Source organism: Pseudoselenomonas ruminantium, from assembly GCF_900104055.1.
GTDB lineage: Bacteria > Bacillota > Negativicutes > Selenomonadales > Selenomonadaceae > Selenomonas_A > Selenomonas_A ruminantium_C.
In genome coordinates this window covers 23,715-36,508 of the sequence record NZ_FNJQ01000020.1, presented here as the reverse complement: position 1 = coordinate 36,508, position 12,794 = coordinate 23,715, and the positions used below count along the sequence as shown (strand labels likewise).

The window sequence follows — 12,794 nt, the reverse complement described above, 5'->3', positions numbered from 1 at the left end:
AACTGTCGCTCCTTTGCGAATGTATACAAAATAATATATCTTTGTCCTTACTCAATGTATTTTCGTTACATCGTGATTTATATTATAAGAACTTTGTAAACCTCTGTCAATATAAAAAAAGGCAGAAAATATACATTTATGATAGGTATAACCCCTTATAAATAACCATTTTGCTAAACAATGTATGCATTTTTATTCGTTAATTTGTATTTTTATAAAAAGAAGCATTTACAATATTACTGATTCGTTATAGCAAGCAGGGCAATAAAAAAGCCCTATGCACCAAGATGCATAAGACTTTCTGTAATATACTGCTTTTGTTATGTTATGTATTTTTTTACGGTATACAGGAATACATAAGTTGTCTCTGTTGCCCGCATTTTTGCTCAAGTATACATAATACTTCCGCTGGCAGCCACATCAATGCAGATAGGCTGAGGGGTTGACCGCCTGACCGTTAATCCGTACTTCATAATGTACATGAGGGCCTGTCGAGAAACCGGTACTGCCCATATAGGCAATGACCTGACCGCGGCGCACATGCTGGCCGGCGGTTACAGCGACCTGCATGGCATGCCCATAACGAGTCATGATGCCATTGCCATGGTCGATATCCACCATGTTGCCATAGCCGCCATCATTCCAGCCGGCCACACGGACAACGCCATCTGCCGTAGCCAGGATTGGCGTCCCCATATCGTTGGCAATATCGATGCCCGGATGGAAGTCCGAACCATTCCAGCGCAGTCCATAGGGCGAGCTGACCACGCCACGGGCCGGCCAGATAGCCGGCGTTGTGCCGCCCGGCAGGGAAATATTTGCCGTCAGCCCCAGGCTTTCCTGCCGCTTGCTGAGTTCTTCCTTCAGGGCCGTCAGCGACTCACGGCGCTGAGCCAGTCCTTGCTCCACGAGGGCCAGCGTATCGCTGACATTTGCCACCGTCGGCGAAGTCAACGGCCCGCCCTGACCATTATGGGTGGCCGGATCAACAGCCGCATTATCGCCGCTGTTGTTTTCCTCCTTGGCCTTGTCTTCCTGCAAGGGCTGCGCCCCCGACAAACGGCGGATATCCTCTTCCAGCTTCTTGAGCTGATTCATTTCCTCCTGCAGGCTGTTAGCCTTCTTGGCCAGCTGCAGCAGCTGTTCCTGCTGGATGCTGTTGACCTGGCGCAGATCCTCGATTTCGGCAGCGCCATTACGATTCAGGAAAGTGGAATAAACCGCGTAACTGAACGCTCCCACGAAGAGCAGCGCGCCAGCTAGCAGCGAGGCCACGCCGTATTTCAAGAGATTTTTGGGCAAGCGGATCGTTTTCACATCGCCACCCTGGGGAGGGATAAATTTTATCGTATACTCCTCAGCAGCAGTTTTTTTCACTTCTTTTTCTGCTGACATCTAGAACTTCCTTTCCGAAAATATTACATGGCCTTGCCCATGGCTTCATGCAGGGCCTGTTCTTCTTCCTTCGTCATGGGATAGGTGGATTTGCCATCTTCAATGGGTTTCGCATAGCTGCGGGAATCTTCCCGGCCAAAGATGCTGGAGAGCACCACACCATTGTTATGCGCATCCAACAGGGCCACCGCATAGCTCAGGTCGCTGCCCATATCCTCAAAGGCGCGGAATCTCACCATCCCTACCCGCGTAACGGCCAGGTTCAAAAGCTCATCCATCCGGCGGTTTTCCGCATCAATACGCTGATTTTCCTCCACCACATGACGGACTTCATCAATGTGTCCCATGAGCAGGCGTTCCAGATTATCCCCGTCCACGCCGCTCATCATCTTGCGATAGCGTTTCTTCATGTAGCTCAGATTCCAGGCCTGACGGATCATGATGCAAAGCATGATGATCATCACGATTGCCATTGTTACCACGATAAATGGCATATTATCTGCCATAAAATGCATAAAAAATTTCATATCCATTCTAAAATCCAAAACTCCCCTATTGCTTTAAACCGTGAATTTCCCTGTCTGCGAGAACTGGCGCAGCGCCGCCATCTTCTGTTCTTTCACATCCTGCTGTCTTTGCAGCATGGTGTTCATGATGCGCTCCAGATCCTCGGGAGAGTAGAACTCGATCTCCAGCTTGCTCTTCTTCCTGCCGGTCTGGATCCGCACCTGCGTACCAAACATCTCCGTAAGCTTATCCACGGCATCCCTGACAAATATATCCTGTTCCGGTTTGGCCTGCGGCGCTTTTTCCCCACTCTGCTCATGCAGCAGATCCGGGTTTTCCAGCAGTTTCTTCACCAGCTGTTCCGACTGCCGGGCAGACATTTCCCTGCTCTGGATATAGTCCGCTGCCTCTAACTGCAGGTTCTTATCCTCCAAAGCCAGCAGCGGCTTGGCCTGTCCCATGGAAAGCGAGCCATTGGCCACATAAGCCTGGACCTGTTCAGCCAGATTCAGCAGGCGCAGGAAGTTGGCAATATGGGAACGGCTGCGGCCGACCTTCTTCGCCACGGTTTCCTGCGTAAGACTGAACTCTTTCATCAGGCGGTCATATGCCCGAGCTTCTTCCATGGCATTCAGGTTTTCCCTCTGGATGTTCTCGATCAGGGCAATCTGTGCGATTTCCTCATTATTGAATTCGCGGATATCCACCGGCACTTCCGTAAGGCCAGCCAGCTTTGCCGCCCGCAGGCGCCGTTCCCCAGCAATCAGTTCATAGCTGTTATCAGCGACCTTGCGTACCAGTAAAGGCTGCAGGACACCGAATTCCCGCACGGAATCCTTGAGCTCATCCAATGAGCTTTCATCAAACTCCGTGCGTGGCTGATAGCGATTGGGCTGGATCATGCTGATGGCAATCTTATGAGCCTTTTCCACGCTCGCCGTATCACTGACAGGTTTTGGGCCGCCTAACAATGCCCCTAAGCCCTTGCCCAGGCCACCTTGCTTAGCCACAAGCAATCACCTCTTTCGCCAGTTTCATATACTCCTCAGAACCCTTGGACTTCCTATCGTAATAGATGATAGGCTGGCCGAAGGAGGGAGCTTCACTCAGGCGCACATTACGGGGAATCATGGTCTTGTAAACGACCGTATCAAAACTGTTCCGCACCTCTGCTACCACCTGTTCAGCCAGCTTTGTGCGGGAATCATACATGGTCATGACCACACCTTCCAGCTTCAATTCTGCATTCAGGTTGCTGCGCACCAGTTCAATCGTACGCATGAGCTGAGCCACACCTTCTAAAGCATAGAATTCACACTGAATGGGCACCAGTACCGAATCCGCCGCCGTCAGCGAATTCAGGGTGAGCAGGCCTAATGAAGGCGGGCAGTCAATGATGATGTAATCGTAGTTCTCCCGCACGGCATCCAAAGCCTTCTTGAGCCGCGTTTCGCGGGAAATAGCCGCCACCAATTCAACCTCAGCACCAGCCAGATCGATATTGGCCGGCAGGATATCCACTTTGAACTCCGTCTTCTGGATCACTTCACTGACAGGCAGGTTGTCGATCAGCACCTGATAGATGGTCTTGCCCTGCAACGTGGATTTATCTACACCAAAGCCGCTGCTGGCATTGCCCTGCGGATCGCAATCCACCAACAGGACCTTCTTTTTCTTGGCCGCCAGGCAAGCTGCCAGATTTACCGACGTCGTGGTCTTGCCCACGCCGCCCTTCTGATTGGCAACTGCGATAATCTTTGCCAAATTTTTCACCACTTTCCTTAAAATCCGTGCATTAGGTTACAGTAATGCTTGTAAAAGTCCTTTATAATAAGTATAATTGTTACATTACAGGTTTTATTTTGGACAGTTGTCATTAGAAAACCGGCCTGCAAAAAACCATACCTATATAATAATATGAAATGACAAAAAATGCCATTGTTTCACGTGAAACAAGCAAAAAAATTTTAGGTGGTGATAGGATGCCAATCTATAATACTCCTCTGCTGGCCATTGATGCCAAGGAAACCCGCCGCTATGCAGGCCTGCAGAAAGCGCAGGACTTCTCCGAGGATAAGATCCTCGCCGCCTGCCAGGATGCCAGGCTTCTGGCCCAGCCCCGCAGCGTTTGGGAAATCTACGATTATGACTGCGAAAAGCAGGAGATCCAGTCCGATCCGCCCTGCCGGATTCAGGGCGAAAAGATAGGCCAGCACCTCGCCGGCTGTGAAAAGGTGATCCTGCTGGCCGCCACGGTCGGTGATGATATCGAAGAGGATGTCACCCAGCGTTTCAACGCTGGCGAATACAGCATGGCCGTTCTTTTGGACGCCGCCGCTACCGCCGCCGTGGAACAGGTAGCCGATGGGCTGGAAAAGGCTCTGGCCCCGAAGATGGCGGCTCAGGGTTTCGGCATGAAATGGCGCTTCAGTCCCGGCTATGGCGATTGGCCCCTGGAGCAGCAGCCGGAACTAATCCGACTGTCCCATGCCCAAAGTATCGGTGTGGGGCTTTCCTCCTCCATGATGCTCGTGCCCCGCAAAAGCGTTACGGCCATTATCGGCCTCTACCGCAAACAGGAAAACAGTGAGATAAAGCACTCCCCCAATGGCTGCGCTGCCTGTAGCCAATTGAACTGCCCGTCCAGAAAGAAATAACAGGAGATGAATGTATTGAGCAGAATCGAAATATTTGATGGTGCCATGGGTACCATGTTACAGGCCGGCGGTCTTCAGCCCGGCGCCTGTCCGGAACTGATGAATGTGGAAAATCCGGAAGTCGTGAAAAATATTCATAAGGCCTATATTGAAGCCGGCGCCACAATCATCGAAACCAATACCTTCGGCGCCAGCGCGCTGAAATTAGCACACTACGGTCTTACGGACCGCATGGCCGAGCTCAATAAAGCCGCCGTCACCATTGCCAAAGCAGCGGCACAAGGCCGGGCAAAAGTAGCTGGTTCTATGGGACCGACAGGGCGTTTCATCGAACCGCTGGGCGATCTGTCTTTTGACGAAGCCTTCCAGAACTTTTACGACCAGGCCAAAGCCCTGTCTGAAGCCGGCGCCGACTTTCTGATCATCGAAACCTGCATTGATCTGCAGGAGATGCGTGCGGCCCTTTTGGCAGCCAAGGAAGCATCGGATATCCCCGTGATTTGCCAGCTTTCCTATAGCGAAGATGGCCGTACGGTAACGGGTACAGATCCGCAGTCGGCTGCGATTCTCCTCGATGCCATGGGCGCGGATATCATCGGTGTCAACTGCTCCCTTGGCCCGGAAGAACTTGTGCCCATCGTCAAGACACTGGCCGAAAACTGCACCTGCCCCATCAGCGTCCTGCCTAACGCCGGCATGCCCTATCTCAAGGATGGCCAGACGGTCTTCCCCATGGGTCCGGAAGACTTCGGCAAATGGGGCCTGAAGCTTTTGGAAGCCGGTGCTTCCTACCTGGGCGGCTGCTGCGGCACCACCCCCGAACACATCCGGGAACTGGCGAAAGCCTTGAAGGATATGCCCCTGCCGGAACGCAGACTGCCGGCCAAGAAACTCTGGCTCACCAGCCGCAGCAAAGCCGTCTGCATCGACCACAGCCTGCCCACCCGCCTGATCGGCGAACGCATCAATCCTACCGGCCGCAAGAAGCTGGCCGCCGAAATCCGCGACGGCTCCCTGCTCGGTGTCAAGAAAGAAGCCGTCAATCAGGTGAAAGCCGGGGCACATCTGCTGGATGTCAATATGGGTGTTGGCGGCATCGACCAGGCCGCCGCCATGCAGAAAGCCGTGACCGAAATCGCCCAGCTCACCGATGCGCCGCTGGCTATCGATACCAGTGATGCCAAGGCGCTGGAAGCCGGCCTCAAAGCTTATCCGGGCCGTGCCCTGATAAACTCCGTCAGCTATGAACCGGAGCGCATTGCCGAGTTCCTGCCGCTGGCCAAAAAATACGGCGCAGCCATCCTCTGCCTGCCCATCACGCCGGACGGCGTACCCAAGACCGCCGAAGAACGCATCGATGTCATGCGGAAGATCATTGCTGCCGCCAAGGAACAGGGCCTCGATGACGGCGACTTCCTGCTCGATGCGCTGGTCATGACCGTATCTGCCGATAAGAACGCCTGCTATGAGGTACTGATCACCCTGCAGATGTACCGCGAACGCTTCGGTTATCCCACCACCATGGGCCTGTCCAATATCTCCTTTGGCCTGCCCAACCGCCCGCTGATCAACAGCACCTTCTTTGCCATGTGCCTGGCGGCAGGCCTTGATGCGCCCATCATGAATCCCTATGATGAGTCCATGCAGAAAGCCCTGATGGCCAGTGCAGCCCTCTTGGGCGACGATCCCAATGGCCTTGCCTACAGCAAGAACGAAGCCAATCTGGCTGTACCCAAAGCGGCTGCCACCGCAAAGGTCACAGAACTTTCCCCGCTCGAAGCCATCAAACAGGCCGTGATTGACGGGGAAAAAGACGAAATCCCCGCTTTGGTGGAAAATGCACTCAAGGCAGGAATTGAAGCCAACACGATCACGGAGCAGGCTCTGACTGCTGCCATGACGGATATCGGCGTCGATTTTGGCGCCGGCCGCATGTTCCTGCCGCAAGTCCTGCTTTCGGCGGAAACCATGCGGGCCGCATTCAACAAACTCAAGGAACTGACACCAGCCAGCACCGCTCCGGAACAGGGTACAGTGGTGATTGCCACCGTCAAGGGCGACGTGCATGATCTGGGTAAGAATATCACAGGCGCCCTGCTGGCCAACAGCGGCTTCAAGCTGATCGACCTCGGCAAAGACGTGGACAGCACGGAGATCGTCAAGGCCGCCATCGAGAACAATGCCGATATCGTCGGCCTCTGCGCCCTGATGACCACCACCATGGTACAGATAGACAAGGTCATCGCAGACCTCAAAGAAGCCGGCTGCAACGCCAAGGTAATGGTCGGCGGTGCTGCCGTCACCCAGGACTACGCCGACAGCGCCGGCGCCGATGCCTATGCAGCGGATGGCGTGAAAGCCGTCGAACTGGCCAAGACATTAGTGAAAAAGAATTAAACAGCCACACAAAAGGAGAGGCCCGAAGGCCTCTCCTGCTTGTCTTGCAAAAACTTATTCCGTTACTTTAGCCACGGAGCCATCCGGCAGCTGGAATGCATTGTTGATGGCAGTCGTATCTGCCGACCAATGTCTTCTGCGCGGTGGAGGTGGATAGTGGCGGCGTGGCGGTGGTGGGGGCGGACGATGGTAACGGCGGCGTCTCTCCATCTCACGACGACGGCGTTCCATTTCAATACGTCTGCGCTGTGCTGGTGTCAGCAGATCTTCCGTTGGAAGCCCATCAATGCCCACACTCAGATCAAACGTCTGCACCTGACCAGGAATCGCTACAGCAAACGGATTGCCTGCCTGCGCTACGGCTGCTTCTTTTTCTTTGTAAGCCCCATCGCTCCGCATACAACGGCTGCCATAGCCAGTTTCTTCCAAAGCTTTTGCATCATGTTCATCTCCTTCCTAGGTAATGTTGACATTGCACTCCTGTTGATAATTCCTTGTTCATTTCTTATACTATTTTCTGCAAAAATGTAATCATTTTTATTTTCCAAAATTAAAGTGTTCACGATTGCAAAAGTGCATAATAAGGAGAGGTAAAACGCCTCTCCTCTTCTACCATAAAATTAATCCATCACGGATGCCGTTGCTCCACTTGGCAGCTGGAACACACTATTGGTGATGTTCGTATCCACTGACCAATGCCGACGCGGTGGTGGCGGATAGTGCCGGCGCGGTGGCGGTGGGGGTGGATAATGCCGACGCATGTGCGGTGGCGGAGGCCCATGGCGACGTGGTGGCGGCGGAGGCGGACGATGGTAACGACGGCGTCTCTCCATCTCACGACGACGGCGTTCCATTTCAATACGTCTGCGCTGTGCTGGTGTCAGCAGATCTTCCGTTGGAAGCCCATCAATGCCCACACTCAGATCATACTGCTGCACCTGACCAGTAATCGCTACAGCAAACGGATTGCCTGCCTGCGCTACGGCTGCTTCCGTCGTTCCGGACCAAAGCCCCATCGCTCCGCATACAACGGCTGCCATAGCCAGTTTCTTCCAAAGCTTTTGCATCATGTTCATCCCCTTCCTAGGTAATGTTGACATTGTGCGACTCTTGAGTTATCAATCATCCTAAACTCATGGTAGGTACATTATAGCGTACCGCCCTAAAAATTGCAAGCATTGTTTATTTTCTGACAATACTCTTTTACTTTCAGCTTGATACAATCCTACCTGTACTTATTATATCGAAAAAAATAGCATTTCCTTAAGCAGGAAACGCTATTTTTTTCATTTTTTTTTCATTTTTTTAGAACAGGACCTTAGCCAGGTGCAGATATTCCGGATCAAGCTGCTTCTTGTTGTTTACGGAATCGTGCAGGTCGATGGATACGACACGACCTTTGCTGAAGCCAAAGACCACATCAGACAGGCCGGAAATCAGAGCCAGCGCTGCCTGCTCGCCCAGCTGGCTGGCGCGTACGCGGTCGATAACCGTCGGGGAACCGCCACGCTGGATATGACCGAGAACCGTCACGCGGGTATCGAGTTCCGTCTTCTTGGCGATGAAGTCACCGATTTCCTGCGCATTGCCGGCACCTTCAGCCACAACAACGAGGATATAGCGCTTGCCTTCGGCATAAGCGTTCTTCATATCATCGCAAAGTTTATCGAGGTCAAACGGTTCTTCCGGTACGAGGATGTACTCAGCACCACCGGAGATACCGGAAACCAGTGCCAGCCAGCCCGAGCTGCGGCCCATGACTTCCATGACGATAACGCGGCGATGAGCAGATGCCGTATCGCGAAGCTTGTTGATGGCATCGATGATCGTGTTGGCAGCCGTATCGCAGCCGATGGTGTAGTCAGAACCCCAAACGTCGTTGTCGATAGTGCCCGGCAGGCCTACGATAGGAATACCGGTTTCCTGAGACAGCAGGGACGCTCCGCGCAGGGAGCCGTCACCGCCGATAACGCAAAGGCCCTGAATGCCACGGTCCACCAGATGCTGATAGCCGAGCATACGGCCTTCCGGCGTCTTCCAGCGTTTGCAGCGGGCCGTGCCCAGGAACGTACCACCGCGCTGGATGATGTCGCCCACGTCTTTGGACTTCATCTCAAACATATTCTCTTCAAGCAGACCATGATAACCGTCACGGATACCCCAAACCTTTACCCCTTCATAGAGCGCCGTGCGCACAACGGCACGAGCTGCTGCGTTCATTCCGGGGCTGTCGCCGCCGCTGGTCATGACTGCAATACTTTTAAGCATAATCGAAGTTCCCCCTTGAAATTATAAGCAATCTGCGGTCAATTTGCTGACCGCAGGAAAAAACAAAACTCACTAATCCCTATCATACCATAAAAAGAGGAAATCTAACAGAAATTTTTTCATCACCGTCCAAAGTTGGAGCGTTGCTTCTCAGCCTATATCCGTCAGGGAGAAGGGGCATCCTTCAAAGATACTGCTACTCGGCAGAAGGGGACTGTTTTTTGTATTCGCGCAAATGTCTCGCATGATAATTCCGTTTTCTTAGCCGCCCGCTCCGGTCACCACGTCGCTTCTTTCAGCGCATCTTCCCGCATCGTTCTCTTGCGAGCCAGCCTCCGGCAGTGCGCTCCATACAAAAAACAGTCCCCTTCTGCCAAGCCACAGAGTTGCAAGTACATCGCAATCAAGCCCCTCACCCAAAGCCACAAGCACAGCGAGGGGCGCGGGGATATATTTTGCGGGTGGAGCGACTGCCGTCAGGCTGGCCGGTAATAGAAAAAAGCTGGACACAACGCTGAAAGCCGCGACGTGGTGACCGGAGCATTTCGCTGGAAAGCGCGGCTTTCCGAGCCGGTCATTTAGCGCAACCCGCAAAATATATCCCCGCGCCCTAACGACACTATCTTTAAAATGTCCTTGACAAGCAGACGCGTTTCATGTTAAATTCGTTGTAGTTGATGCTGTGCGACTGACGGAAGTGGATAACCACAGGGAGCACAGGGAAGGAAAGCCGACCGTCTGGGTGATACCCGGATTCGTGTCGGCTTTTTTCGTATAGGAAAAGGAGAAATTGCAATGACGGAAATGGAACTGAAATACGGCTGCAACCCCAATCAGAAACCGGCCAAGGTTTTCTGCGAAAAAGGCCTGCCCTTCACGGTGCTCAATGGCAAACCGGGTTATATCAACCTGCTGGATGCCCTGAACAGCTGGCAGCTGGTACGCGAACTCAAAGAAGCCACGGGCCTGCCCGCCGCCGCTTCCTTCAAACATGTCAGCCCGGCTGGTGCCGCCGTAGCCGTACCACTTTCCGAAACCTTGCAGAAAGCATATTTTGTCGAAGGCGTAGAACTCAGCCCTATCGCCACGGCCTATATCCGTGCCCGTGGTGCTGACCGCATGTCTTCCTATGGTGACTTCGTCGCCCTGTCTGACGAATGCGACGCCCAGACGGCCAGCTTCCTCAAGCGCGAAGTTTCCGATGGTATCATCGCTCCCTCCTACTCCGCTGAAGCTTTGGAAATCCTCAAATCCAAACGCAAGGGCACCTATCTCGTCATTCAGATGGATACCAACTACCAGCCGGAACCGCTGGAACAGAAACAGGTCTTCGGCATCACCTTTGAACAGCAGCGCAATGATATCAAACTCACAGAAGATTGCCTGACGGAAATTCCCACGGCTAACAAGGAACTGCCGGAAAGCGCCAAACGCGACCTGCTGATTTCCCTGATTACCCTGAAATACACCCAATCCAACTCCGTCTGCTATGCCAAAGACGGTCAGGCTATCGGCATCGGTGCCGGCCAGCAGTCCCGTGTGCATTGCACCCGCTTAGCTGGCAATAAGGCCGATATCTGGTATCTGCGCCAGTGCCCGAAGGTCATGAACCTGCCCTTCAAGGAAGATGTGCGCCGCCCGGACCGCGACAACGCCATTGACGTATATGTTGGCGAAGAAAGCGAAGATCTGCTGACCGATGGCAACTGGGAACACCTCTTCACCGAAAAACCAGCGCCGCTGACGCGCGAGGAAAAGAAGGAATGGCTGGCCACCCAGACTGGCGTGGCTTTAGGATCTGATGCCTTCTTCCCCTTCGGCGACAACATCGAGCGCGCCCGCAAGAGCGGTGTAAGCTACATTGCCCAGGCAGGCGGCTCCATCCGTGATGATAATGTCATCGCCACCTGCGACAAGTACAATATGACCATGGCTATGACGCATATCCGCTTGTTCCATCATTAATTCGTTTACCCCGTTCTTACATACACACACTGCAAAAAGGCTGGCAGCACGCCAGCCTTTTTCTATTGCCAATTCAGAGAGAAATGCGCAATTTATCTTCAATTTCATCCCGCAGGCTCTTGCCCTTGAACCAATTCTTAGCCGAAGACTGCTTCATCTGCTTTAATACCTTGTGATAAATCTCATCCTCCAAAGAACCCGGAACCAGATTTTCCCAGTTCCGCACACTATACGCCCGCTCTTTGATGGCATTATTGGGTCGTCCCGTCACTTCCAGCTCACTGAGGAACTGCACCTGCTGTTTTTTCGGCCGCAGATAATAATGCTCCAAGTAATACTTGGGCGGGTAGCTGTACTCCCCACTGTCATCCGTCTTCACCAGCCGAATCCAGACATCGAGGATATCTTCCGATTCGGAGTACGGGATTTTTTTCCACTTGGCATTCTGTCTGTCCAGATAATAAGCAAAACCATTGTCCTCAAGCAATAAGACATAGCGCTCTTTTTTATTCGTATGTTTCCTATTTTTTTGTTGTTTGCTTTCCATATCATTACCCAAAGCACCGGTTACTGACCGTTCCTCTTCTACATGACTACTTTCCGTTTTGATGTCACTATTAATTGAAGAAGTATCCTTCAAAGTCTCCGCCATTACTCTCATAGGTGCTATGATAAGAACTACCAGCATTATCAGACCAACACATAATCCATATTTTTTCATACTCCCACCTCTCCCATAATTTTTCCTTTAATTAATTATTTTTTCCCATTAATAAATTAAAAATCGCATACACTTCTTCATGAATAGCCTTTAGCTTACTTTTCATCTTCTTATCTACATATGTGTTATCACCTATAAATCGCATTTTGACATCCTTTGCAGCAACGATAGCTTGAAAAACTTCAAAAGCATTTTTATCCATAACTTCATCATAACTCTCAACAGCAGAAACAGAAGCACTATAACCAAAAATTCCTCCCTGTATCATCGGTGAGGCCGTTTGTATATTGCGATTTGCTCTGCTTTGGTCATATCTCATTTCGTAAAGCTTATTATCAGCTCTTATCCTTATCATATGATAATTTATCCAACGGGCCTTTCCCATTTGCACCGTTATCCCTCTAAACGATGAAGCAGAGTAACTTCCCATATATACAGAATGATAAATAAGCTGCATTATTTTAGTATCATGATTAACGACAATATAGGGATATAGTGCTATAGGATCAACATAAACCCTTTTAGGAGAGTAATATGTTTTATTCGCCATTTCATCATGCTTTATTTGCACATTTTTACATAACTTTTTAATTTTTGTTTGTGTAGACGGCATATTCGCAAAATGCGAAATTGGTACTTCTATATAATTGTACTGCAATACAGAATCAAAATTCATAGGAAAAGAATCTTGACTAGTAGACTTAGTTTCCCCATCCTTTAAGCTTTTTTTACGCCCCTCTTGTTCCTTCCGACGCTCTAATTCTTGAGCTTTTTTCTTTTCCTCTTCCGCACGTGCAGTCTCCTGCTCTTTTTTACGCTTTAATTCTTGAGCTTTTTTCTTTTCCTCTTCCACACGTGCAGTCTCCTGCTCTTTTTTACGCTCT

At 51.5% G+C, this 12,794-nt stretch carries 12 protein-coding genes and 1 riboswitch; of the genes, 3 read left to right on the top strand and 9 right to left on the bottom strand.

Features of this window, described 5'->3' with window-relative positions; genetic code table 11:
* Positions 1 to 420: 420 nt before the first annotated feature.
* Genes BLQ59_RS09320 through BLQ59_RS09305 form a run of 4 tightly spaced genes read right to left on the bottom strand, consistent with a single transcriptional unit; the run spans position 421 to position 3,675 of the window.
* Positions 421 to 1,395 carry a M23 family metallopeptidase gene (locus tag BLQ59_RS09320; RefSeq protein WP_074572658.1) on the bottom strand — a complete coding sequence of 325 codons (975 nt, stop codon included), beginning with the start codon at positions 1,393 to 1,395 and terminating at the stop codon, positions 421 to 423.
* Positions 1,396 to 1,418: 23 nt separating this feature from the next.
* Positions 1,419 to 1,901: a DUF4446 family protein gene (locus BLQ59_RS09315; RefSeq protein WP_256324652.1), complete on the bottom strand. Its 483-nt coding sequence runs from the start codon at positions 1,899 to 1,901 to the stop codon at positions 1,419 to 1,421.
* 54 nt (positions 1,902 to 1,955) lie between these two features.
* A complete protein-coding gene (locus BLQ59_RS09310; protein ID WP_371118281.1) occupies positions 1,956 to 2,918 on the bottom strand; it encodes a ParB/RepB/Spo0J family partition protein in 963 nt (320 codons plus the stop codon).
* The gene (locus BLQ59_RS09305; protein WP_074572696.1) at positions 2,905 to 3,675 is read right to left on the bottom strand and encodes a ParA family protein; all 771 of its coding nucleotides are present in this window, start codon (positions 3,673 to 3,675) and stop codon (positions 2,905 to 2,907) included. Before BLQ59_RS09305 ends, BLQ59_RS09310 begins: the two co-directional genes overlap by 14 nt.
* A gap of 209 nt (positions 3,676 to 3,884) precedes the next feature.
* Between BLQ59_RS09305 and BLQ59_RS09300 the strand changes: the two genes are divergently transcribed.
* Both BLQ59_RS09300 and BLQ59_RS09295 read left to right on the top strand, forming a co-directional pair.
* Positions 3,885 to 4,559, top strand: a complete 675-nt coding sequence (locus BLQ59_RS09300) for a methionine synthase (RefSeq protein ID WP_074572652.1) — start codon at positions 3,885 to 3,887, stop codon at positions 4,557 to 4,559.
* A 15-nt stretch (positions 4,560 to 4,574) separates the two neighbouring features.
* Positions 4,575 to 6,956, top strand: a complete 2,382-nt coding sequence (locus BLQ59_RS09295; protein ID WP_256324651.1) for a homocysteine S-methyltransferase family protein — start codon at positions 4,575 to 4,577, stop codon at positions 6,954 to 6,956.
* 54 nt (positions 6,957 to 7,010) lie between these two features.
* On the opposite strand, the gene BLQ59_RS09290 is transcribed toward BLQ59_RS09295, so the two are convergent.
* The 3 genes from BLQ59_RS09290 to pfkA all read right to left on the bottom strand — a co-directional run bounded on the left by BLQ59_RS09290 (position 7,011) and on the right by pfkA (position 9,224).
* On the bottom strand, positions 7,011 to 7,385 hold the full coding sequence (locus tag BLQ59_RS09290; RefSeq protein ID WP_074572648.1) for a hypothetical protein: 375 nt from the start codon (positions 7,383 to 7,385) through the stop codon (positions 7,011 to 7,013).
* A gap of 191 nt (positions 7,386 to 7,576) precedes the next feature.
* On the bottom strand, positions 7,577 to 8,026 hold the full coding sequence (locus BLQ59_RS15780; RefSeq protein ID WP_143005329.1) for a hypothetical protein: 450 nt from the start codon (positions 8,024 to 8,026) through the stop codon (positions 7,577 to 7,579).
* A gap of 235 nt (positions 8,027 to 8,261) precedes the next feature.
* Positions 8,262 to 9,224, bottom strand: a complete 963-nt coding sequence (gene pfkA / locus BLQ59_RS09280) for a 6-phosphofructokinase (RefSeq protein WP_014425939.1) — start codon at positions 9,222 to 9,224, stop codon at positions 8,262 to 8,264.
* 674 nt (positions 9,225 to 9,898) lie between these two features.
* Positions 9,899 to 9,975: riboswitch (ZMP/ZTP riboswitch) on the top strand.
* Between the two features lie 44 nt (positions 9,976 to 10,019).
* Between pfkA and BLQ59_RS09270 the strand changes: the two genes are divergently transcribed.
* A complete protein-coding gene (locus tag BLQ59_RS09270) occupies positions 10,020 to 11,189 on the top strand; it encodes a phosphoribosylaminoimidazolecarboxamide formyltransferase (protein WP_074572642.1) in 1,170 nt (389 codons plus the stop codon).
* Between the two features lie 73 nt (positions 11,190 to 11,262).
* On the opposite strand, the gene BLQ59_RS09265 is transcribed toward BLQ59_RS09270, so the two are convergent.
* The gene (locus BLQ59_RS09265) at positions 11,263 to 11,850 is read right to left on the bottom strand and encodes a polysaccharide deacetylase family protein (RefSeq protein ID WP_218122892.1); all 588 of its coding nucleotides are present in this window, start codon (positions 11,848 to 11,850) and stop codon (positions 11,263 to 11,265) included.
* A 91-nt stretch (positions 11,851 to 11,941) separates the two neighbouring features.
* A partial coding sequence (locus BLQ59_RS09260; RefSeq protein WP_218122891.1) for a hypothetical protein occupies positions 11,942 to 12,794 on the bottom strand: 853 nt, incomplete at its 5' end.